Source organism: Acinetobacter lwoffii (genome assembly GCF_019343495.1).
Lineage (GTDB): Bacteria > Pseudomonadota > Gammaproteobacteria > Pseudomonadales > Moraxellaceae > Acinetobacter > Acinetobacter lwoffii_P.
Window position 1 is genome coordinate 2,482,060 of the sequence record NZ_CP072549.1, and the last position, 23,981, is coordinate 2,506,040.

Consider the following 23,981-nt stretch of genomic DNA (forward strand, 5'->3'; position numbering starts at 1 on the left):
AAGCAAAGAGAGAGAATGTTATGAAATCTAAGCTGATGATCAGTATGGGCGCTGTAATCCTGATGTCGATGAGCCAGTTTAGTCTAGCGGCACCTGCTGCAGGAAAAGTGGTACGCACAGATCGCATTAGCTTTTATAAAACAGCAAAAGTAAACGTAACAAAACCGAAACGTGTACAACGTAGCGATCATATTCGCTTCAATATGCCGGTGATGGAACAACCCTCATTGCAGCAAAAACGTGTGCTACGCAGTGATCGTATTATCTTGAATAAAACCAGCTAATACTTGCCACGCTGATTGCCTCAGTAATATTGAAAAAAGCCCATGAATGATGGGCTTTTATTATTTTCTCGTATCAGTCAGTTTAAAATAACGCTTCTAAACGCACCAAAGCTCCGACATAGTGATCACGATCTTCGCGATGATCATTCAAATAGTTCAGGTCGGTCTGGACAAAAAACCATTCACGTAAAAAAGGTTGTCTCCACGACACATAGGGGCCCCAGCGGTTGAGACGCAGATCCTTGTCATTTAGATAACCACCGGTATAAATGCCGTAACTGAAACGGTTGTCCTGAAAAAACTGATGTTGCCTGAAGGTGTAGTTGTCCCAGGTCAGATCATCGTCTTGATCATCTGCATAAGTCAGACTAAGCTGATTGGAGAAAAAGGCCTGATTGGGACGGGCATGGATTAGCTCCAGATTGGTCCGTAAATAGTTTTCGCTTTGAGTGCCATAGCGATAAATCTGTTCGGCATGAAAAGAGTAGTCATTTTCCAACGTCCAATCCTTACTGGCTTTGACACGCAGATAAATATCATCGCCAGAACGTAAGCCCAGATCCAGATCGGTTTGGAAAGGAATGCGATCTGACCATTCTGACCAACGTAAGGCAAAAGAGCTGTTATCTTCACGTGCACGTTTAGTATCCAGACGCTTATCTCCGGAAGTGGCAGGATTTTCATTGGTAATGGCGACATTGCTGTCTAATTCATTGTCCAGACTGTCATCACCAAAAACCACACTCAGCTTTTGTTCCAAGGTCGGAAGCTTGATCTTGCCGCGGATTCGGGGCTTAATCTCATAGCCTTCATATTCATCCCAGCGATTATCTAGAATGATCCGTAATGTGGCTGCAGCTGGCTGATCCGGATCGGTTTCACCAAACCAGTTATCAATTTTATGTGCAGTACGATCGGCCCATTCGCGGATGCCTTTCTGTTTTTGATCCGCCCATGAATAATTTTCTGTCTCTAGCGTGGATGGAACGATGGCGACACTTGATTGCTCTGGCAGAACCGTCGGTGTTGCATCGATCAAACGTGGAATCTGATCCAGCAAGCCTGATCGACTTGGCTCTGTATTTGTTGGACTGGCAGGAGCAGCTGTGACTGAATTGGCCCAAGACATGCTACCACTCATTCCTAAGCCCAGAGAGAGCAGTAAAATTTGAGTAACCCTGTTTATTTGCATGAGATATTTGTTGCTCTTGTATTCTTATATTCAGCTGTAGTTTTCTAAAAAACGGCCTTAAAAAGCAAGTTAAAGCTACAAAATAACAGCAATTATTCAATCATTTGAGCCTGAATTTCCCGATAAAGCTCTAATACCCGAATGGGTTGTGGCATTGTTAAAATAATATTGTGAATATTCTGCCAATTTAGCTGTTTGTCGCGTTGCAGCAAGATGTATGGATAGGCCAGCTCATCCTCTGCGAGAGAGATGCGTTTTTCACCATGAATCACTCGGATTTTTTGATGTTCCTGCAGTAAGAGTACAGGAGTAGAAAAATCAGCAGCAGCCTCTTTAAAAGAAATAAATTTCTGCTTCTGAATAAACTGGGCGGGTATAAACGGATGGTAATCTGGCTGTGTCCAGACTGTTTCAGCCTGCTGCAAGTAAGCTGTTGAAAAAAGCTCGAGTTGCATGAACCTGATGCTTATAACAGACCAGGCCAGTGATTTAATCGCAGCAGCCTGGCGTTGATGGTGGGTAAGCCAATGTTGAATACAATAGTGAGCCTGCAACTGACTCGGTACCCCTAAGAGCATCAGATATTTAACAAACTGGCCTTGCAGATTCAGTTGTTCAACCAAATAAACCTGACGTGCCTGCCAATTATCTTCTGCTGCATAATACAGTGCGATATCCAAATAGGCAGGATGCTCGATCTTCTCAGTCATTTCTAAAGCACAGAGCCGCTGGATATTGGTTTCTTCTAAGCCTAAAGGGTGTACATGGGCGTTTAGTTCGCCTAGTTGAATCTGTGCAGGGAATTGAATCAATTCGGAGGCTGTGATCTGTTCTTGCGGAATGGTCGTTTCAGTTTTTAACTGAGGATTTAACGCCTCGCGTTCAATTTGTATCTGATTGGTTGACTCATCTGAGCGATTTAATTCTAGTGCATGAATTCTTACGCGCGGCCGTCCCCGATGATATTTGGTTGTTTCCATAGAATTGCAGCTGGTTTCAGCTTCGTGTAAGGATAAGGCTGGAACGATCAAGGGTGGATCCTGTTTCAGGCAAGAAAATCGTTGCTGTTGTTGCAATAGCCAGATATAGCAGTGTTGCAATTCAGCCCATTGGCTGTGCAGGGCAGGAGATTGGGGAGCCGGAATCAGCCAAATTTGCCAGCCACGTTCAGGATGATGTAAAACTGCCCAGCCTGAATCCGGATGGGCAGACAGTGCTTGTTCCAGTGCTAAGATTTCGGTGAAATAGCCACGAAAGCTTAGATGATAAGACGTATTAGCAGAAAATTGGTAAGCAACAAGTTCAGGTTGAGTGCGGGCCTTAAATGCTGAAATCTGGGTCTTGAAAATAGGCTCATCACACAGATTAAAAATATCGCGTATCCTTTTTTTAGAACGGGCAATTTCATAGAAAGGCAGGACTTTATGCTCCAGTTGCTGCGCCAGTCCATGTAGTTCTTTAATTAAGTGTGCTTTTTCTAAAGCATTCATTTTTTGATCTCTAGAGATGTTTCAGTGCTTTATCCAGGGTTTGTGCCAGTACAATGTTAACCGCCAGCTCGACCAGTCTGTATTCAGCAGAATTCGAGTCTGTATAGCTTTCTGCCATTTCAATTAAATAATCAATAGAAACTGACTGAGGCGGAATTTTGCCCTGTACCAATGCCTGAAGTTCATGCATAAAAAATTTTCTTATCATTAATCTATTTATATTGCTGCAATTATAAGCAGAGATCACATAAAATAGTGATCTATTTTGAGTGTTATATAAACAAATTTTTTTAATTAAAAGTGATAAAAATCAATAGAAAAAACTAGAGTAGGAAATAGTCGATATTTTTAGAGTCGTGCATCTTTCACACTGAATGTGTTCAATATGATCAAAAAAACAGGCTGAATTAATCAGCCTATTTTAATGAAAAACAGCTTTGTATTAAGCCGTTTTTTCAGTTGCTACAGTCGCAGCATCTGCATTTACTGTTTCAGCAGGTACTTTAGTCGCTGGAAAGTCTGGCAGATGAACCACTTGCGCCATTTGTGCAGACGCTTGAACAGAAAAAGCCATAACGGTTGCTGCGAAAGCAAATTTAAGAGCATTCATAGGATGACCTTTAATATCAGAGTGTTCAATGACTTGAACATAGGAGAGTATTTAAACTTAATTCGGGTGAAATAATAGCAAATAAGACTTAATAGAAAATGATATATTCGGCAAATTCAGGTAGTAAATTTTAGATAAATTACTCTATAAAACAATAAATTAGTATATTTACTCTAGTTTGATTTGTGTGGTTTTACACGGCTTTATACTTTATTTTAGCGATGAAAATCTGGACTTAATCGAGTGCCAAAACAAGCGGCGATGTGTTTTTGATCTGCCAATTTAAGACTGAATTTCGAGCTTTGTTAAATCCATGTAAGTTTTTGCTATCGCTTGTTTACGAGCTGCTGCAATCTTCTAAGAATGGACTAAGATGGAATTCCATTCATTTTCATCCTGAGAGTTTTATTATGGCAATTGCAAAAGTGGTAGAAGTCAATTCAAGCAGCAATAAAAGCTTTGAAGATGCGATTCAAACGGGCATTCAAAAAGTCACAGAAACGGTCAAAAATGTACAAGGTGCTTGGATCAATGAACAGAAGGTTGTCATTAAAGAAAATAAAATCACGGAATATCGTGTCAATTTAAAAATTAGTTTTCTGGTTGATTAAGCGAATGCCATTCAATAACAAATAAAAAACCCCATTTGAAATGGGGTTTTTTATTGAACGTTATTTTATTTAGCTTGGTCTGGCGTGTCACACATTTCTGTTGAGCACTGTGCTGCCTGACTGTTAGTTGACGTATCGAGCGCTTTTTCAAATACTTGCAAGAAAACTTCCTTAGGCTGGGCACCCGCCAAAGCAATGCGCTGATCAAAGACAAAGAAAGGGACGCCTGTGACCTTAAGCTGGTCATGTGCCACTTCCTGATCGAATTTGACAAAGTCGGCATATTCTTCCGAATCCAACAGGTCATCGACTTCGACCGGATTCAGACCGATACGCGCTGCGACATCTTCCAGCGTTTCACGTTCACCAATGGCCAGACCTTGGGTCATATAGCTATAGAAGAATGCTTCCTCTGCTTCATTGCCCAGACCTTTGCTTTGCGCCAGGTGAATCAGGCGATGCGCATTAAAGGTATTGCCTGAATTGGCACCTTCCCATTTAAATTCAATGCCTTCGGCTTTGGCCATTTCAGCAATATTGCGCTGCATCTCTTCGACTTCTGCTACGGTGCGGCCATATTTTTGCGCCAGACGCTCAAAGTTAGACACTTCCTGACGTATAGGTGCTTCAGGGTCGAGCTGGAAACTGTGCCAATGTACTTCCAGTTCAATACCGGCTTCTTGTGCAGCAGCTTCTAAACGTTTTTTACCAATATAGCAGAAGGGGCAAACCACATCTGACCAGATATCTACGCGCATGTCATGTCTCTAATTTTGCTCTTGTGTTCAAGTATGAGGGTGAAGAATCAGAATTTAAAGCCCTTGAGCATCAGAAGTGTATTTCTACAGCAGATCGGCAGGATAAATAAAAGAAGAAAGAGTAGGTGATAGCCAGGTGGCTTCCTTAATATAATCAGGTTCTGACTATTCAAAAAAAATATAAAGATGCCATAAAAAACGCCCCGTAGGGCGTTTTGTGAATGCAGTCAATTATGCAGTTTTTACCGCAGCTTCCACAGCAAGCATGTGACCATTTTCTTCGAAGTTTGAGTGCCAAGAAAGCGCTTCACGAAGAAGATGAGGGGTATGGCCGCCTTTTGCACATGCACGGTCAAAGTAATCATTCAATGCATCGCGGTACATTGGGTGCGCACAGTTATCAATTACTGCACGTGCACGCTCACGCGGAGCCAAACCACGAAGATCTGCAAGACCTTGTTCAGTCACCAAGATATCAACATCGTGTTCTGCATGGTCGATATGTGAAGCAAACGGTACCACAGAAGAGATGTCGCCACCTTTCGCGATTGATTTAGTTACGAAGATCGCCAAGTGGGCATTACGTGCGAAGTCACCTGAACCCCCGATACCGTTCATCATTTTGGTACCACATACATGAGTCGAGTTCACGTTACCGTAAATATCAAACTCAAGCGCAGTATTGATACCGATAATGCCTAAACGACGTACCAGTTCAGGATGGTTTGAAATTTCTTGTGGACGTAATACCAGTTTGTCTTTGTATTGCTCAAGGTTGTTAAATACTTTCTCGCCGTATTTTGCAGAAAGTGTAATAGACGAGCCTGAAGCAAACTTCATTTTACCGGCATCGATCAATTCAAACGTACAGTCTTGCAGAACTTCTGAGTACATGATCAGGTCTTCGAAGTTTGAATCTTTCAGACCGGTCAATACCGCATTTGCGATTGAACCAATCCCTGCCTGAAGAGGCCCCAGGTTTTTCGGTAAACGCTCTTCAGCCACTTCTTTTTCAAAGAAAGCGATTAAATGGTTGGCAATACTTTGAGTCTCATCATCTGGCGCAGTTACAGTAGATGGAGAGTCATGCAATTCGCTGTTAAATACGATACCAACAATTTTAGATGGATCGATATTGATCGCATGCGTACCGATACGCTCATCAACTTGAGTCAATGGAATTGCTTGACGCGTTGGACGGTATGTCGGGATGTAGATATCGTGCAAGCCTTCAAATGCCGGGCTTAAGTTGGTATTGATTTCTACAATCACTTTTTCAGCAAAAATCGCAAAGCTTGCAGAGTTACCAACAGATGTTGTTGGAATAATGCCGCCATCTTCAGTAATTGCTACGGCTTCGATAATCGCAACATCCGGTTTTTTCAACTGCAGGTTACGCATTTGCTCAACGGTTTCAGACAAGTGCTGGTCAATGAACATCACTTCGCCGTTGTTGATTGCTTTACGTAAAGTGTTATCGACCTGGAACGGTAAACGACGTGCCAATACGCCAGCTTCAGTCAGTTGTTTGTCTAGATCGTTCCCTAGTGATGCACCAGTAATTAACGTGATCTTTAATGGATTTGCTTTTGCCTGTTGAACCAAAGCTAAAGGAACCGCCTTCGCTTCACCAGCGCGAGTAAAGCCACTCATACCCACAGTCATACCATCTTGGATGAATTCAGCCGCTTGTTCAGGGCTGATGACTTTGTTGTGTAGGGAGGCTAAACGGATACGATCTAAAGACATTTTAACTCTCATTAATTCTTAAACTATGATACGGATTGTACCGCTCAAAAAATGTATTGTGCATAGGTGTTAGGCTAAGGTCTAATTTTTTAGCTAAATGTAGGTATAATAAAAAATGATGATTTTTAAATGATTGAATTCGTGAACTATAAAATGAATTGTATAGAAAAACTAAAAAGTCATTTGTTGAATTATTGATCACTTATTAAAAGTGATCAGTCAAGGTTTGGCGAATTTTATCGAGTGTGGTGGCTGGGGGGAGTGTCTCTGGGTTCACCTGATTTACGGGTAGTGAAATGATAACTTCCAGCCCACCTTCAGGACGATTATGAATACGTAATTGACCATGGTGAATATCGACAATCCGTTTCACAATGGCCAGCCCCAAGCCACTGCCTTGTACCGTTCGTGCCGAATTGCCCCGAACAAAAGGCTGCATCAAGGCTTCGATCTGATCTTCCGGAATGCCTTCGCCATGGTCTGCCACACAAATCAACAGTTGATCTTCTTCAACATGCGTAGAAAGCTCAATTGGTTCTGAACCATAACGTTTTGAATTGTTGATCAGATTGCCAATCAGTCTTTTTAGCGACATGCTGCGTGCCTGAATGGTCGGTATATCTTGTGGGGTGAAACGGATATCTAGCGGTTTAAACTGCTTGACCAGTTCCTGTAGCAGTACATTGACATTGGTGTCCTGTGGTTCTTCATCGGAACCGTCGCGCATATAGGAAATAAACTGATCCAGAATCGCGTCCATATCTTCGACATCATAAATCAGGCCTTCTTTGAGAAAGTCTTCATCTGGCATCATTTCGGCACTGAGGCGGATCCGGGTTAAGGGCGTGCGCAAGTCATGTGAAATGCCGGCCAGCATAATTCGACGTTCCCGCTCGGTCTGATCTAGCGTATAAATCATCTGATTAAAGGCATGATTCACCTGACGGATTTCCAGTGGACCATGATTGGTATCCAGATAGGGTGCTGAACCGATTCGGCTATAACTGTTGGCGGCATTTTGTAACCGGCGTAAAGGACGGTTGAGCTGACGCACCAAGGTCAAAATAATGATGCCGACAATAATCGGGGTGCCGAGCAACCAGCCCAAAATCAGTTCATTGCTATAATTGGCATACGTCTTTAAAGGCTCTTGTACCCAATGACCATTCATTTCAGGAGTCTGGATCCAGATACGCGGACTCGGCTTAAACTGGAAATAGACTGTGGCTTGTTCGATGCGTAACTCTTTGGCGAGTTTGGTTTCGATCTGTCGGGTAAAAAATTCGGCAATCAGCTTTTCACGGACAGTGGGATATTCTGCCGGATTAGTAACGTATTCAATGCCGACCCGGTTTCTTAACCAGTCATCGATATCGACTTCCTGCTGTTTATGATACAGGCGCAGATCGGGATTGTTGAGAATTTCCAGTTCCATGGCCAGATAACGCGCATGTTGCTGGATTTCAGGTAAAAACAGGGTACGCCAAAAGAACCATAAGGACATGAACAGGCTGAAACAGACCACGAAAACCACCAGTACCGTGGTACGCATGGCAGCAGAACGCGGTTTGATCTTGTCGAGAAAGCGTTCCCCGCGGGTACGCTTTTTTTCCGAGTAGCTGACAAAATCGGTAAATTTTTGTGGATCGATGGGGTCGAGTTTCACACCAGCTCCCTGTAGGCATTTTCCAAATTGAGCAGTAATAATAATTTGTAATGGAATCTTACTGCTTGAACCTTCGATGAAAGGAGCTTGTTGTGTTACTTTTTTTGAAAAAATGAGTAACACTGTTACGCAAGTAAAAACTTTGCCATTCGCTGAACTGGCGCCTTTGTATACGAGCCTTTAAAGAAGGGGAAGCTCAAACAGCAGCGAATGGCTTTTAGGGACAATAGATTGGGGTAATCTTTATCCTATAAGTTTTCCTTTATTCAGCACCATCTGGAACAAAGACATAACCCACACCCCATACGGTCTGGATATAACGTGCACGGGCTGGATTTTCTTCCACTAAACGGCGTAAACGTGACACCTGAACATCAATTGAACGTTCCATAGCACCCCATTCACGGCCACGCGCCAGATTCATCAGCTTGTCGCGGGTTAATGGTTCACGTGGATGCTGCACCAGTGCTTTCAGTACCGCAAACTCACCGGTAGTGAGTGTTACCACTTGGCCTTCACGGGTAAGGGTGCGGGTAGATAGATCCAGTGACCATGGACCAAAAGAAACTACTTCCATCTGCTGGCTTGGTGCACCTGGCACTTCGCGTACCTGACGACGTAATACCGCACGAATACGTGCCAATAGTTCATTCGGGTTAAACGGTTTAGGCAGGTAATCGTCGGCACCTGCTTCTAAACCGGCAATACGGTCAGAATCGCTACCACGAGCGGTGAGCATAATGATAGGCGTATCGATATTGGATTGGCGTAAACGACGACAGATACTCAAGCCATCTTCGACCGGAAGCATAAAGTCGAGCACGATCAGAGAAAACAGTTCCCGCTGTAAAAGTCGATCCATCTGCGTGGCGTCATGTGCAGTTTTGACCACAAAGCCTTTATCTTCGAGAAAACGCTGTAATAAGGTACGCAGACGAACATCATCATCAACCACCAGGATCCGTTCGACCCGGTCCGTTTCGGTATGTACGGCATCGGCTTTTTCAGCAGGTACAACTAAACTCATGAGATGCTCCTTTATTCTTTATTGTCATCATAAACAAAAATCAAATAGGCTTTGAGTATACGATTCATTGATATTAATTGACTATGCTCTAAAGCACCAAATATTGCAGTTAAAATCAAGACATAGATACCAAATATATACATCTAAATGAGCAAAAAATACGATTTTAAGCTGGATAAAAAGCAAAGTTCATACAAACTTTATCGGGAAAAGCTGAAAACTGTGGCACTTCATAATATAAAGATGAGGTAAATTAATAAAAACAATGGTGGATTTTATAGACCCGGTCTTTATAATCATGCCATTTAGTACTTATCCTTGTGGGATCAAACACGATGACTGACTTAGTTCAGCAGTTGGCAAAAGAACTTGCCGTACGTCCAAATCAAGTTGAGGCTGCCATCAAGCTTATTGATGAAGGTGCCAGTGTTCCTTTTATTGCACGTTACCGTAAAGAAGTAACGCAAGGCTTAGACGATACGCAACTACGTCAACTCGATACGCGTTTATCATACTTGCGTGATTTGTATGAGCGCCGTGAAAAGGTGATTGAATCACTCAAAGAACAAGATAAATTATCTGATGATTTATTGGCGCGTGTGAATGCGGCCGAAACCAAAAATGCATTAGAAGAAATTTACGCGCCGTACCGCCCAAAACGTACCAGTAAATCATTCAAGGCCAAAGAAGCCGATTTAGGCCCGATTGCCGAAAAAATCTTTAATGAAGCCGTTGATCCAGCTGAAGCTTTGGCGGGCTTTAGCCATGAAGATTATCCAGATACTGAAAGCCAGCTTGATGCGATCCAGCACATCCTGATTGATGACTGGGCACAAAATATCGCACTGACCACTGAACTTAAAGCGACATTTGCAAAAACTGCCGTGCTGAAAAGTTTAGTTGCAAGTGATGAGAAAAAAGAAGTCGGTAAAAAATTCCGTGATTATTTCGATTTCTCTGAAAACTTGAACAAAGTGCCTTCACACCGTTTATTGGCGATGCTGCGTGGCCGTCAGGAAAACGTTTTAGGCCTGAAAGTTGATGGCGAAGATGATGCTCCATTGGCGCGTATTGAAACTGAATACAATCTTGAAACTGTTCAGCCACAAGCTCGTCAGGATTTCTTGAAGCAAACTGCAAAATTGTTCTGGCTCGGTAAAGTTCGTCCAACGATTGAACATTCATTGCTGACTGAAAAACGTCTGGCTGCTGAAACAGAAGCGATGAACGTCTTTGCTGAAAACCTGCGTCATTTACTGCTGTCTGCACCTGCAGGCGCACGTACCACTTTGGGCGTGGACCCAGGTATCCGTACCGGTGTGAAACTGGCGGTGGTGAACGAGTCTGGTGATGTACTGGCACATAGTACGATTTATCCATTTGCGCCAAAAGATGATAAAGATGGTTCATTAACTGAACTTGCACGTTTATGCCGCGAGTTCAATGTTGACCTGATCGCGATTGGTAATGGTACTGCAAGCCGTGAAACTGAAGCTTTAGTTGCTGAAATGATGGCTGCGAACAGTGATCTGAAAATGACACGTGTGTCTGTGTCTGAAGCAGGTGCATCTGTATATTCAGCATCTGAACTGGCTTCACAGGAACTTCCAGAACTGGACGTGTCGATCCGTGGTGCAGTATCGATTGCACGCCGTTTGCAGGATCCATTGGCGGAACTGGTGAAAATCGATCCGAAATCGATTGGTGTGGGTCAGTATCAACATGACGTGAACCAGACCGGTCTGGCGAAAACCTTAGAAGCAGTAGTCGAAGACTGTGTGAACTCGGTGGGTGTGGATGTAAATACTGCATCAGCAGCGATTTTGGGTTATATCGCAGGTCTGAATAAATCGATCGCACAGCAAATTGTGGAATTCCGTAAGGAAAATGGTCGTTTTGACAATCGTCAGTCTTTGAAAAAAGTACCACGTTTAGGCGAGCGTACTTTTGAGCAGGCTGCGGGCTTCTTGCGTATTCAAGATGGTACAGAACCACTGGATGCGTCTGCAGTTCACCCTGAGTCATATACTTTGGTGAGCAAAATTGTTGAAGCAAAAGCAACGACTGTAAAAGACATCATTGGCAATACTGAAATCATTCGCCAAGTGAATGCTGAAGAATTTGCAGATGAGAAATTCGGTCTGCCGACGATTCAAGACGTATTGGCTGAACTGGAAAAACCGGGCCGTGACCCGCGTCCAGAATTCCGTACTGCTAAATTCCGTGATGACATTACTGAAGTTGCGCAATTGTCTGAAGGCATGCAGCTTGAAGGTGTAGTGACCAACGTCACTAACTTTGGTGCTTTTGTCGATGTCGGTGTACATCAAGATGGTTTGGTACATATTTCTGAACTTGCCAATGAATTTGTCGCTGATCCGCATAAAGTGGTGAAACCGGGTCAAATCGTACAAGTCCGTGTTTTGAATGTGGATGCTGAACGTAACCGCGTGAATCTATCGATGCGTCCTGAAGGTTCTGAAGCGCCGGCGAAAGCACCACGTCAGCCACGTCGTGAAAACAATGAGCCACACGGTGAACGTAAGCCTCAAGGCAAACGTCCACAGCAAGCACGTCCGCAAGGCGACCGTCCTCAGGGCAAGAAACCTCAAGCGGCTAAACCACAAGAGCAAAAAATTGGTGGTTTGGGTGCATTGTTATTGCAAGCCGGGATTAAAGGTTCTAAATAATTTTCAGATATCTTTAATTTAAAAAAACCTCCCAATTGGGAGGTTTTTTATTGGATTGTTATGAATTGATCATCGGCACAATCCAGCTGGTGATAATCAGCAAAATACCGAGATGCCCCAATTTTCGTGTCACATAGACCAGCTTAGACGGTGGCTGTTCCAGTCTTTTTGCATATTCTTCCATGCTAATGCCGGGCTTACCCTTACTGGTAAATAAAAATACCGCTAAGTCGATACAGATCAGAATCGTACCGATATCAGCGACCAGTTCCATCAGGACAAAATCCTGGCTATACAGCGACATGCTAACGCTATAAATCAGATAAATGGCAAAGGCCAGACACAGGTATTGCAGGACAACTAAAAACTTCTGCATAAATCTCAACAGTTCACAAAATTAAAGCAATTATACAAATAATCGGGCAGCTGCGGCCAATTACAAGGTTTGCATCACCTCAGCAAAATTCTGCTTCTCGACCAGTTCCAGAAATTCATCGCCCAGACGCTGACTTTCCGCAATACATTGCTTCCAGAGCTGAATGCGTTGGGCCTGGTCCAAACCTTTTAAGTTAAAGTCTTTACGGTCAGGCAAACGACCCAAAGGCAAACTTTGCAGATATTGCTGCGATGGAGAAAGCAGCAAAGTTCGTGCCTGATTTTCCGGATTTGAGGTACGTTTAAATAACTTGTCAAACCAGCCGGGGGTAATGCTATCGGTAAAATGTGGATACAGCACAATACCTTTGCTCTGAAAGGGCAGGTCAATGTGATAGTCAATCAGGCCACCATCGCGATAATAACCCTGCGGTGCATCCGGAATATTGTTCACCGCTGCCATTACCCCGGGAATAGAGGCTGAAGCCATCAGCCAAGACAACACACTCTGTTCGGTCAGTGCATGATAATGTGTGGTAAATCCATCTTCAGCGATTTTAAACTGTTCACCGATATTGGGCTGGCTGATCACACGTTGCATGAAATAACGGCTGTGCCGGCGCGCGACTGCGGTCGTTCCAAGAATTCCAGCCACAGAAGCCAGCAACGGCAATGCCTTGTCACTCTGGAAAATGTGTTGGGCTTTAATTGAAATGACTGCGAGATGATAATCTGGATGATTGACTAGATTGTTTTCTTTGCCTTGTACCAGATCCAGCAGCATGCCACGGCAAACTTCGCTGACATCCTGACGGGTCATTTTTTTATGAAAATAGAGGTTGGTATACAGCTCACCCAAACGTTCGGTTCCCTGTTGAACTCCATGTGCAGCCATACTGGCAAAACGCCAGCTGCCAATCGAAGAACCCACCAAAGTTCTACGCTGAGGTGCACGTGGAAAAAACTCACCAAAAATCGCCTGATCCAGTCCTTGGATCCCGATGCCTTTGGGGCCGCCTGCCGCACCGGGCACGATATCGACCTGTTCGGGTTGCAAACCTTGTTCCAGAATCAGCTCACGTGCCAGATGGCCAGCACGAATCGTCAGCGCAGGCGCACGTCTTTGTAAAATCTGTACCATGGTTGAACCTATACTAGCCAAATGTGTGCTTATTTTAAGCGATAGGTCTGAAGACCCAATGGCAAGATATGTCCTAAGGTGACTTTGGAGTCATCCTCATCTTTAAGACATAAAAAAAGCCTGCATCATTTCAGGCTTTTTTTATCATGTTCTAAAATCACGGAGATTTATTTAGCAATCCGCCAGACGGCAAGCACGCTTGCGAGCACAATCAAAATCACCGACACAAACCATGGTGAAATAATTGCAATCGCCAGCAGAATGGCCATGACGCTGCCAAACATCCAGCTGCGTTTTTGCTGATGTTCCATTTGCAGGCGCATGCTTTGTAATTCATTGAGCTGTTTGGCATGCCATGCCGACTGGTTTTTTAAACCATTTAAGCTGTCGATCATCAGGGTCGGTAAATCCTGCGCCCCTAAAAGCAGATCCGGGATTTTCTGTCCCAGTTCTTTCAGGTTCTTTTGCGGATTCATCTGGGCCTTGATCCAGTCCGTCAGAATTGGTTTAGCCAGACTCCAGATATCCAGTTCAGGATACAAGTCGGTTCCCAGACCTTCGACATGCACCAAAGTTTTTAGCAGCAACATCAATTGAGGTGGAATTTCGAGATGGAAACGACGCGCGATATCCATCACTTCAATCAGAATGCCGGCAAAGTCCAATTCATGCATCGGTTTGGACACCATCGGCCCCACACTGCGGCGCATTTCACGTGCCAAAGCATCCTGATCAGTCCCCGGTGGAATCCAGCCAGCCTGATGCACCACCTGAATCAGCTGCATAAAGTCACTGTTCATGACCGCCAGTAGCATGCGTGCTACGGTCATCTGGTCGTGTTTGGACAGCTCGCCCATAATCGCGCAGTCCAGCGCAATAAAACGCGGATTGGCTGGATTGATGGTTTCTACAAAGACATTTCCCGGATGCATATCGGCATGGAAAAAATTATCGCGGAACACTTGAGTAAAGAAGATGGTCAGGCCTTTACGCGCCAGATCGGCACGATCCATGCCCAACCGGTCAAAGGTCGCGATATCTGAAATTGGTACCCCGGTAATACGCTCGGCCACCAGAACATCTTTGCTGTCCATGTAAATTTCCGGCACATACATCATGCTCGAGCCGGTAAAATGATGGCGCATGCGGCGGGTATTGTCTGCTTCCAGCGTCAGGTCTAGTTCATTCAGAATGATCTGTCGATAATCCTGAATGATTTCCGACAGGTGCAATGCGCGGGCAGCTTCCAGACGTTTTTCCAGAAATTGACCGAGCCATTCCAGAATTTCAAAATCCTGCAAAATCTGCTGGCGAATATTCGGGCGGGTGACTTTAACCACCACTTCACGGCCATCATGCAGGGCAGCCGTATGCACCTGAGCAATCGAAGCTGCAGCCAGTGGCTGGGTATCGAAACGCGCGAATAGGGTATTTACATCAGCTTTCAGGGATTCCTGAATGCGCATCTTGGCCACATCATTATCAAATGGCTTGACCCGGTCTTGCAGTAACACCAGTTGCTGTAAAACTTCAGGTGGAATCAGGTCACGGCGGGTCGAGAGCAGTTGACCGAGCTTGATCGCCAACGGCCCCATTTCTTCTAAAGCCAGTTTCAGCTTGAGCGGATTTTTACGTTCACGACTGGACCAGGCAGCCGGATGCATCCGGATGAGGGACAGTACATGCCGGGATTTTTCTGGTAATTCTTCCGCAGGAAACAACGTGTCGAGTCTATAGTGCGCGGCGATGCGCCAAAGTTCGAGTAAACGTGAAACATGCGGAATCATAAAGCGGTGTACCTAGTATTGAGAAGGAATATGAGGTGTAGCAGGAGTAAAAGGCTGATCAGTAGAGTCGTCAGATTCAATCTGTGCCTGAAGCTGACTGATTTTGGCTTCAACCCGATCTAAATTTTGATTCAGGATACGGGTGTCCTGATTCAGGTCATCCATTTGCCAGCGCGGGGCAAAGAGACCACTATCTTCTTTTAGGGCATCTTCAGCAAAAAATAACTGGCTTTGTAAAGTGCGTTTTAAATGCTTCGGAGCCAGCTGCAACTTGCCAATTTCATGCGCCAGCGTCGGGCCAATCCAGGGACTTAAGTGCGCTGCCAGATCCAGTTCCGCCTGTTGCATGATGCGCTGGATTTCCTGCAATAACTTGTAGTCGCCTTGCAATGGAATATTGCCGACTTCATCGGAAAGCAGCAGCTTGAGTAATTCCACCACATTGCTGACCTGCAAGGTTGCAGTTGCTTCGGTGACTGTCGCGGAACTTGCGTCAAATGGACGTTGTTCAAAGACCGAAGGTGTTTCGGTATGACCGGTTGCCGTTGGCTCCAGACGAACTTTGCCCTCATCAAAAAACACATCGACCGAAAGCTGTGGCGAGGCGATCACCACCCGCAGCATTTTACCGGATAGGGCATTCAGCTGGATGCGGGTAATGGCATCCAGATCAATCACATGATGAATCACGCGTTCAACAGCACCGAGTGCCAGAATTGACCACATAGGCAAGGAACCTTAAAGTTTGAAACCGCGGTGAACCGCAACAATCCCGCCAGTCAGGTTGTGATAGTCACAATTCTGGAAGCCGGCATTTTCCATCATGCCTTTCAGGGTGCGCTGATCTGGATGCATACGGATCGATTCAGCTAGGTATTTATAGCTTTCTGCATCATTGGCAATGATTTTACCCATGATTGGCAATGCCGTGAACGAATAAAGGTCATACAGCTTAGAGAATGGCTCAAACACTGGTTTAGAAAATTCTAGAACCAGTAAACGGCCACCTGGCTTAAGGACGCGGTACATCGCAGCCAGTGCCGCATCTTTATCGGTCACGTTACGTAGACCAAAAGAAATCGTTAAAAGATCAAAGCTGTTGTCTGCAAATGGCTCTAAGGTTTCGGCATTGGCCAGAACGAAATCGACATTGGTACAGCCTGCATCAATCAGACGGTCACGACCGACATTCAGCATGGATTCGTTAATATCAGATAGTACCACATGACCCGTCGGGCCAACTTCGCGGCTAAAGACCTTCGCTAAGTCGCCAGTACCGCCCGCGATATCCAGCACATGCTGGCCACGGCGTACACCTGACATATTGATTGCAAAACGTTTCCACAGGCGATGAATACCAAAAGACATCAAGTCATTCATGATGTCGTATTTGCTCGCTACAGAGTGGAACACTTCTGCGACTTTCTGGGCTTTTTCTTCACTGTTGACAGTTTGATAGCCGAAGTGTGTGGTTGAGCCGACGTTACCGGTATTGGCACCACGTGGCAGATTATATTTAGGCACAGTACCCGTCACAGGCGTGTCAGTCAGACGTTGTTCTAAAGATTGTTGCTGACCTTGCGGGGTGCCTTGTGGAAGGGGGTCAGTTAAGAATGGGCTCACTTTGTCTGTCTGTTGTGCCGACTCGGGGGTAGGGGTAGGCGTTGTATTTTCATTCGACATTGGAGTCACTCCTAACATATCAATCGGGTTAATCTTGCATTGTCTGCATCATGACAGATTCTAAAGGCTTATTCAGCAATCATGATGCAATTGTTATGAATAATATACAGAAAAATTCACGCTTGGCAGAAATACTCATCGGGTATTTACTGAAACGGTAGCGGATCGCCAGAATGTACTTTCTCGATAATCTGGCGTTCGGTGGCAGTGAACGTGCGTACAAATTTTTCTGCCGATTTGAGTGGCTTCATGGCCAGAAAACCATCCTGCATAAATTCATACATTACCTGAAAGTTATATTTATTCGCCGCGCCCTTACACATTTTAAAGGCGGTATAGACCACAAATGAACGCATGTATTTATCCAGACTCATACCGAGCTGATCCAGCAGAGCCAACTGTTTCAGGCGTGCTTCACCCTGATCCAGCTTCAAATAGGTCAGGCGCATCATCTCGTCAGTCAGCGGTTCATGTGGATGATAATCCTGTAATAACTGAATTGCGACCTGTTCATCGAGCTGTACCGCCAGAATAGCCAGCTCTACACCTGAGGTGCCGGTTTTAATGGCATTTTCCGGAATAACTTTTTCTGCTTTATGCGCATATTTCATCAGCCGGGCAATCTGTTCTGCCAGCGCATCAAAGTCAGCGCCGCCGTAGAGACGGTTCAGGAAATACTCCGACATCAACAGGTTTTGTTTTTCAGCAAAATGGGCGCGATGGGTGCGCTGCATGCGGACTTTCTGCCAGGCCTGCACATCCTGTAAACGGCTTAAAATGTCAGGCCGGGTGTGATAAGCCAGTTGATAATAATGCGCTAACAGATCATCGAGTACGGCAAGTTTGGACATGAGGCTTCAATTATCATTGGAGGATGCAAGAATCTTAGAGGCTGCCGGACAATCCTGCTATGACAAATTGAACAGAGATCGAGCATTTGTATGTCAATCTGTTGTTTAAATAGCCAATTTAATCGTGTGAAAAACGTTGCCAGAGCTATTTTTGCGCTGAAACTCCTCGCTATACTGCAAACAGAATAAAAGATCAGGGTTGAAGATGCGTATGGAACAACCACAATTTCAGTTAATGGATGAAGATCAGCTGTCTGTCGAGCTGATTGATGCCCAATATAATTTAAAAAAGACCCGGGGCCAGAAAAATGCCAAAAGTCTGGTGATTCTAGTGAATGGCATTGAACTGGCCGGCAAGGGTGAAGCGGTTAAACAGTTACGTGAATGGGTCGATCCGCGCTATTTGCGTGTGAAAGCCGATAAGCCTCAGCTAGCCGGCCCGAAGCAGACCTTGTGGCAACCTTATGCACGTTTTATTCCTGCCGAAGGCCAGATCATGGTGCTGTTTGGCAACTGGTACAGCGATCTTCTCGGCAGTGCCATGCAAGCTGAAAGCCCGCTGAGTGATGCACAGTTTGATGAATATCTGCAAGAGATGCAGGCCTTTGAACAGGACCTGAAAAATAACCATGTCGATGTGATCAAGGTCTGGTTTGACCTGTCCTGGAAAGTCTTGCAAAAACGTCTGGATGCCATGGATCCGAGTGAAACTCACTGGCATCAACTGCATGGTCTGGACTGGCGCAATCGCAAAGAATATGACACCTTGCAGCGCCTGCGTCAGCGCTTTACCGAGGACTGGTTCATTATTGATGGCGAAGATGAGCAGCAGCGCGACCAGCAATTTGCCCAGTATATCCTGAGTGCCTTGAAACATTGTCCGGATCATCCCGCCAGAGCCAAGGGAAGATGGAAGCAGGCCAAGATTCCCGAGCAGTTAAAACATCCTTCCAAGACTCAAGCCCAGCCAGAAGATTACAAACCGGAACTAAAAAAATTAACCGCGAAGGTCGCCAAAGCCATGCGTTCCGATTCGCGTAATGTGGTGATTCTGTTTGAAGGTATGGATGCTGCCGGCAAGGGCGGCGCGATCAAGCGGATTGTCAAAAAACTTGATCCACGTGAATATGAAATTCATACCATTGCTGCACCAGAAAGATTTGAGCTGAGCCGTCCCTATTTATGGCGCTTCTGGACCAAGCTGCAAACCGATGATGATATCTGTATTTTTGACCGTTCCTGGTATGGGCGGGTATTGGTAGAACGGGTAGAAGAGTTTTCCAGTCCGGCCGCATGGCAGCGAGCTTATGCGGAAATTAACCGTTTTGAACAGAGCCTGGTCAAGCATCAAACGGTGATTGTGAAAATCTGGCTGGCCATTTCTAAAGAGGAACAGGCAGCACGGTTCAAGGCGCGTGAAGATACACCACATAAGCGTTTTAAAATTACTGAAGAAGACTGGCGTAACCGGGAACGCTGGGATGATTATCTGAAAGCGGCAGCCGATATGTTTGAACATACTTCGACTGAGGAAGCGCCTTGGCACATTATCGCGTCTGATGATAAACATACCGCACGGGTCGAAGTATTAAAGGCTATTTTAAAACAGCTTCAGGCAGAATAATCTGCCTGAAGTAAGAGTGTCTAGAGGGCTGCAAAAATTCAGCTCACCCGGATTTTAACCTTGCGCCACCTGTTTTTGCTGGATATTTTTAGCTGCACGGTAGCATTCCTCTACATGTGCTTCAGCAATCTTTTTCATGACAAAATAGCCCAGACTTGCCGCCACCAGTTGGCCGCCCAGCGGAATGAATTTTGTGACTTGCTTTGTGATCACTTTCGCTGCAACATTGTTCAAAGATTTTTTAACTGCCGTACGTGCGACCACCAGACCAGAAAATTCTACGCCGCGTTTACGCAACTCATTCCAGTGCACCTGACGGGTTTTTGGATCATAGACACTGATCTGGTCAGGCGCCAGGCCGAAGCGGGCATTGATCTCGGGAATCAATTGCGACAAGATACCGATATCAATGACCACGTCCATAAACGGCACTGGAATAACCGCAGCACCGGCAGAATAATAGGCGCGTTTTTTGGTGAGTTCCAGGCACTCGGCGCGGATTTGTTCTAAATCTAGGCTCGGATCGAGACGTTCAGGAATTTTATCTAATTTCATGGGCACTACCTAAGCTCTATGTTGTTTTTTTCTATTCAAGCATCTTTAAGATGCTTTTTTCAAAGAAATTTTTCGACTGAAGTGTGGTTTTAAAGTGTCATAGAGCGCTCGGGATGTATAGTAAATAATCTTTATCGTTTTGTAGTAAAAACCACATTCAGCAGTTCAGGGGAACCAATGGCCATCCATGTTATTCAGAGTCAACGTATTGATGTGCTTTTGGATAGTATGCTGCGTATTGTCAACCAGACTGCCCGGAATCCATTTGAGGTGTTACAAACCCGGCATTTTATTGTGCCATCTCCGGCAGTAGAAACTTGGCTGACCCAGAAAATTGCCGAGAAAAAAGGCATTAGTGCCAATACCCAGTTTCATCACCGGATTCGCGCCTTTCAATGGACCTCTTATCAATGGGTATTGAATGCGCCTAAAGAAGTGGAACAGGTGCGTGAGGCCAATATTCCGCGCATTATCATCAAATGGCGGGTATTTCAGGCGCTGCGAAAATGCATTCTGCCTGAACAGATTCCTTTAGATGTAGACCATCCGCTGTATTCCATTGTGAAACGGATTTATGACAGTGCCGACCGGCTGGAGCAGGGCACAGAAAAACAGCTAAAAAAACAGAGCATGCTGTACTGGGTGGCGGAGCAGGTGTCACGTTTGTTCAGTCATTATATGGATTATCGTGGTTATTGCGCACGGAATTGTCCACCGCAAAGTTGCAGCTGCCCGACCAACTGGCTAGAAGCATGGGGGCAGGATATTGCGCTCGATATCGAGCAAATGATCTATAGTCCCAAAGATGAAAATGGTCATGAGATGCAGGTGGCGGATTTTGTCAAGATTCAGGCGCGTGAACTGGAAGCTTGGCAACGCTGGTTGTGGCAGCATGTATTTCAGGATGATTATGCCAAAATCCTGGAGATTGAACGCCTGTATTGGGAGCGGCTGGAGAATGCAGAAACCCGCGCTCAGGCTCTAAAACGACTGCCGGCCCAGATTGTGGTATTTAGCCTGCTGGAACTGCCACCCAGCCAGCTGGATTTTTTACGCCGTTTGGGGCAATACATTGATATCTATATTTTTCACTTCAACCCTTCGCAGGAATACTGGGCGGACAGTGTCGATCCTGACTGGAAAGCCAGATTTGATTTGCAGCGGGAAGAGCGCTTTATTCAGCGTTTTGAAAAAACCCGTCAACGTAAACCGAATGATGCGGAAATAAAAGACTTCAGGATCAAGCAGCTGAACTTTAATGCCGAAGACCGGGAATCGCGGCATCCGCTTCTGACCCGATTCGGCAAGCAGGCACGGGATCATTTTTCTCTACTCTCTAAACTGTCTTCGGGGGAAGAGGGTCTCTGGGCCGATGTCTTTGTCGATGAATATCAGGACAGGCTGCTGGCCAAAATCCAGTCGGATATCCTGTATTTACTCGAGCCTGAACAGCATCAATATGCTTTAAGCCCTGATGATGATTCGGTACAGATTCATGTCTGTCATTCTTCATTACGTCAGCTAGAAGTCCTCAAAGAACAGCTGATTCACTGGCTGGCTCAAGATACTCATGACGCGCCGCGTCAGCCGAGTGATATTCTGGTGTTGACGCCAAGTTTGAAAGAACTGGAACCGGCAATTCGCAGTGTCTTTGCGCCGCCACCACGTGAGCATGAGACTGGCAGCAAACGCCTGCAGAAAGATAACCTGTATTTACCGATCCAGATTGCCGGGGTGTCGCGTCTGGATGTCAGCAACGCCTGGCGCGCGGTACTGGGCCGGATTCAGTGGGTACGGCGCCGTTTCAGTATTGAGGACTTTGCCGACTGGCTTAGCCTGAATGCGACCCAACAGTATTATGGTCTGGACTATAGTCAGGTAGAGCGGATGTTGCAGTTGCTGACAGATGCTGGCTTTAAGCGTGGACTGGACCAGCAGCATTTACAGCAAAGCCTCAGCGCAGGCGATGAGGATTACCGGTTTAGCTTTAAATTCGCGCTGGACCGTCTGGCGTTGGGTCTGGCGATTCCTGAACATACCCTATTTCAGGATACCTTGAGTTATGCCAAGGTTCTGACCAGTGATTTTCCGTTGATATCGACCCTGATCCGGATTTATCAGGATCTGGTACAGCGCCGTGACTGGCTGACTTTACATGAAACCGGACAACGCACGCCAGTCAAAACTTGGCTGGAATATCTGCGCACCGACCTGAACGAGTTCCGTGATGCCGGGGTAGAATCACTCAAAACTGTTGCCGAGATTATCGACAAGCAAATGCGGATGCTGACCTTGGCCGATTATCATGACCAGGATGATCCGCATGCCAGTCAGGAACTGGTGGCACTCAGTCTGCCTCTGCCTTATGTGCTGGAAGAAATTCAGAATACCCTGGAGATGCAGCTGGATCAGGCCGAACCGACCGGACAGATTACTTTTAGCCAGATTGGTCAGATCCGGCCATTGCCTTATAAACTGGTGGTGATGCTGAATCTGGATAGCGGTAAATTTCCGAGCCGTAATCAACAGGTTCCGTTTGACCTGATGCGCAGCCTGAAGCCGCAACTCGGTGACCGTTCCCGTCTGGATGACGAGCAGGGCGCCTTTCTGGATGCCTTGCTGCTGGCACAGGAAAATCTATGGCTGTTCTATAATGGCTTTGATCTGGAGGATGGTGAGGCTCGCGATCCATCCACTGCCTTGCAGGAACTGGTTCAACATATCGCGCTGATCTGCCAGTCTGAACAGCCGGATGTCGAAGTCGATCCGATGGTGGATATTCATGGTCTATCGGTCGCTCAACATATCCAGCAGCTTTATCATGTACATCCCTTGCAGCCTTTTGATCCAGCCGGATTCGCAGATATGCAGACACCACGTTATCAGGATCAGTGGTTTGCAGTGGCAGAATATATCCGCAGCGCCGAAGGCAAACGCAGCAGCTGGATTAATGCACATTATCCGGCACTAGAACAAAAAGAAATCCGGGTACTCAAAGGTGATGAATGGATCCGCGATATGATTTTCCCGGCACGTCTATTCCTGAAAAGTGTCGGGGTTTCCACGATTCGCTATGCCGATTTGCCGAGTTCCCGGGAACCCTTATTATTGAACAAGCTGGAACAGTATCAGGTGCGGGATTTCCTGTTACAACAAGAGCAGGAGATTGAGCCAAACCTGATGCTAGACCGTTTGCCGGTGGGCAAAACCCAGCAAGCCACCTGGCTGGGCAGCCAGCAGGAACAGCAGTTATTGCAAGAACGTTTGCTACAGTTGGGCAAAGAACTGACGCCAGTCACCCAACAATCCCTGCAGTTCAGTCCTGAACTGATCATTCATATAAACGTGCCTCAGGTTCCACACAGCAGCTACTGGCTGAGTATGCAATCCTCTTCGGCCTCGGAAAAACGCCGTGCCCAGATCTGGCTGGAGTATCTGCTATGGCTGGCTTACTTGAATGACGATGCACGCTCACCAGAACTGGAGCGCATTGTCATTTTCAGTAATAAAACCCTGAAGTTTTCTGGCTTGAGTTCGAGCAAGGCACATGAGTATTTGCAGCTCTGGTTAAAGGCGTGGGAAATTGGTCAACAGCAGCCGCTGGTCTTGCCGGCAGAATTACTGATGAAAAAAGAGTGGCAGTGGGCCGAGAATGAACAGGGTAAAATGACCATTGTGGAAATGCAGGAATTGTTGGAAGCCTGGAACAACAGTTATAGTCCTAAAACAGCTAAGCCATTGACTTCGAATGAATCTAGTGTCTTGCATCAGGATTGGCAATTTATTTTGCAAGATCAGGATCCGGATCTGGCCTTGCAAAACTGCTGTCATGATTTTGCCCATGGCCTGTATGCACCAATTCATCAACATCTGGAATGGGTGAAATAG

The 23,981-nt window shown here is 45.7% G+C and carries 20 protein-coding genes; 5 read left to right on the top strand and 15 right to left on the bottom strand.

What is annotated here, in order from left to right:
- The first annotated feature begins 20 nt into the window (after nt 1-20).
- Nucleotides 21-284: a hypothetical protein gene (locus J7649_RS11695; protein WP_219308186.1), complete on the top strand. Its 264-nt coding sequence runs from the start codon at nt 21-23 to the stop codon at nt 282-284.
- A gap of 82 nt (nt 285-366) precedes the next feature.
- On the opposite strand, the gene J7649_RS11700 is transcribed toward J7649_RS11695, so the two are convergent.
- From J7649_RS11700 to J7649_RS11715, 4 genes are all read right to left on the bottom strand, one after another.
- A complete protein-coding gene (locus J7649_RS11700) occupies nt 367-1,476 on the bottom strand; it encodes a hypothetical protein (RefSeq protein ID WP_219308188.1) in 1,110 nt (369 codons plus the stop codon).
- A 92-nt stretch (nt 1,477-1,568) separates the two neighbouring features.
- Nucleotides 1,569-2,966 carry a hypothetical protein gene (locus tag J7649_RS11705; RefSeq protein ID WP_219308190.1) on the bottom strand — a complete coding sequence of 466 codons (1,398 nt, stop codon included), beginning with the start codon at nt 2,964-2,966 and terminating at the stop codon, nt 1,569-1,571.
- A 10-nt stretch (nt 2,967-2,976) separates the two neighbouring features.
- Nucleotides 2,977-3,156 (bottom strand): hypothetical protein, encoded by a 180-nt coding sequence (locus tag J7649_RS11710; protein WP_004647321.1) that lies wholly within the window; start codon nt 3,154-3,156, stop codon nt 2,977-2,979.
- A gap of 252 nt (nt 3,157-3,408) precedes the next feature.
- The gene (locus J7649_RS11715) at nt 3,409-3,576 is read right to left on the bottom strand and encodes a hypothetical protein (protein ID WP_219308192.1); all 168 of its coding nucleotides are present in this window, start codon (nt 3,574-3,576) and stop codon (nt 3,409-3,411) included.
- Between the two features lie 410 nt (nt 3,577-3,986).
- On the opposite strand from J7649_RS11715, the gene J7649_RS11720 reads away from it, so the two are divergent.
- Nucleotides 3,987-4,187: a dodecin family protein gene (locus tag J7649_RS11720; RefSeq protein ID WP_004278594.1), complete on the top strand. Its 201-nt coding sequence runs from the start codon at nt 3,987-3,989 to the stop codon at nt 4,185-4,187.
- Between the two features lie 65 nt (nt 4,188-4,252).
- Here the strand turns inward: J7649_RS11720 and J7649_RS11725 are convergent, their stop codons facing one another.
- The 4 genes from J7649_RS11725 to ompR all read right to left on the bottom strand — a co-directional run bounded on the left by J7649_RS11725 (nt 4,253) and on the right by ompR (nt 9,387).
- On the bottom strand, nt 4,253-4,945 hold the full coding sequence (locus J7649_RS11725) for a DsbA family oxidoreductase (protein WP_219308194.1): 693 nt from the start codon (nt 4,943-4,945) through the stop codon (nt 4,253-4,255).
- 231 nt (nt 4,946-5,176) lie between these two features.
- Nucleotides 5,177-6,694, bottom strand: coding sequence for an acetyl-CoA hydrolase/transferase family protein (locus J7649_RS11730; protein WP_219308196.1), 1,518 nt, complete (start codon nt 6,692-6,694; stop codon nt 5,177-5,179).
- A gap of 205 nt (nt 6,695-6,899) precedes the next feature.
- Nucleotides 6,900-8,360 (bottom strand): ATP-binding protein, encoded by a 1,461-nt coding sequence (locus J7649_RS11735; RefSeq protein WP_219308198.1) that lies wholly within the window; start codon nt 8,358-8,360, stop codon nt 6,900-6,902.
- A gap of 262 nt (nt 8,361-8,622) precedes the next feature.
- The gene (gene ompR, locus J7649_RS11740; protein WP_004278590.1) at nt 8,623-9,387 is read right to left on the bottom strand and encodes an osmolarity response regulator transcription factor OmpR; all 765 of its coding nucleotides are present in this window, start codon (nt 9,385-9,387) and stop codon (nt 8,623-8,625) included.
- 335 nt (nt 9,388-9,722) lie between these two features.
- On the opposite strand from ompR, the gene J7649_RS11745 reads away from it, so the two are divergent.
- The gene (locus J7649_RS11745) at nt 9,723-12,077 is read left to right on the top strand and encodes a Tex family protein (RefSeq protein ID WP_219308199.1); all 2,355 of its coding nucleotides are present in this window, start codon (nt 9,723-9,725) and stop codon (nt 12,075-12,077) included.
- A gap of 58 nt (nt 12,078-12,135) precedes the next feature.
- Here J7649_RS11745 and J7649_RS11750 read toward each other — a convergent pair whose 3' ends face one another.
- The 6 genes from J7649_RS11750 to J7649_RS11775 all read right to left on the bottom strand — a co-directional run bounded on the left by J7649_RS11750 (nt 12,136) and on the right by J7649_RS11775 (nt 17,914).
- Nucleotides 12,136-12,453, bottom strand: a complete 318-nt coding sequence (locus J7649_RS11750; protein WP_005245842.1) for a hypothetical protein — start codon at nt 12,451-12,453, stop codon at nt 12,136-12,138.
- Between the two features lie 60 nt (nt 12,454-12,513).
- Nucleotides 12,514-13,593 carry a patatin-like phospholipase family protein gene (locus J7649_RS11755; protein ID WP_219308200.1) on the bottom strand — a complete coding sequence of 360 codons (1,080 nt, stop codon included), beginning with the start codon at nt 13,591-13,593 and terminating at the stop codon, nt 12,514-12,516.
- Between the two features lie 167 nt (nt 13,594-13,760).
- Nucleotides 13,761-15,380 carry an ABC1 kinase family protein gene (locus J7649_RS11760; RefSeq protein WP_004729335.1) on the bottom strand — a complete coding sequence of 540 codons (1,620 nt, stop codon included), beginning with the start codon at nt 15,378-15,380 and terminating at the stop codon, nt 13,761-13,763.
- Nucleotides 15,381-15,392: 12 nt separating this feature from the next.
- On the bottom strand, nt 15,393-16,106 hold the full coding sequence (locus tag J7649_RS11765; RefSeq protein WP_219308201.1) for a ubiquinone biosynthesis accessory factor UbiJ: 714 nt from the start codon (nt 16,104-16,106) through the stop codon (nt 15,393-15,395).
- 12 nt (nt 16,107-16,118) lie between these two features.
- Nucleotides 16,119-17,063: a bifunctional demethylmenaquinone methyltransferase/2-methoxy-6-polyprenyl-1,4-benzoquinol methylase UbiE gene (ubiE, locus tag J7649_RS11770; protein WP_219308203.1), complete on the bottom strand. Its 945-nt coding sequence runs from the start codon at nt 17,061-17,063 to the stop codon at nt 16,119-16,121.
- Between the two features lie 146 nt (nt 17,064-17,209).
- On the bottom strand, nt 17,210-17,914 hold the full coding sequence (locus J7649_RS11775) for a DUF8198 family protein (protein ID WP_004647334.1): 705 nt from the start codon (nt 17,912-17,914) through the stop codon (nt 17,210-17,212).
- A gap of 205 nt (nt 17,915-18,119) precedes the next feature.
- On the opposite strand from J7649_RS11775, the gene pap reads away from it, so the two are divergent.
- Complete coding sequence (gene pap, locus J7649_RS11780) at nt 18,120-19,538, top strand: polyphosphate:AMP phosphotransferase (RefSeq protein WP_005261620.1); 1,419 nt, start codon at nt 18,120-18,122, stop codon at nt 19,536-19,538.
- Nucleotides 19,539-19,592: 54 nt separating this feature from the next.
- Here the strand turns inward: pap and J7649_RS11785 are convergent, their stop codons facing one another.
- Nucleotides 19,593-20,093: a hypothetical protein gene (locus tag J7649_RS11785; protein ID WP_004278581.1), complete on the bottom strand. Its 501-nt coding sequence runs from the start codon at nt 20,091-20,093 to the stop codon at nt 19,593-19,595.
- A 177-nt stretch (nt 20,094-20,270) separates the two neighbouring features.
- Between J7649_RS11785 and J7649_RS11790 the strand changes: the two genes are divergently transcribed.
- On the top strand, nt 20,271-23,981 hold the full coding sequence (locus J7649_RS11790; protein WP_219308205.1) for an exodeoxyribonuclease V subunit gamma: 3,711 nt from the start codon (nt 20,271-20,273) through the stop codon (nt 23,979-23,981).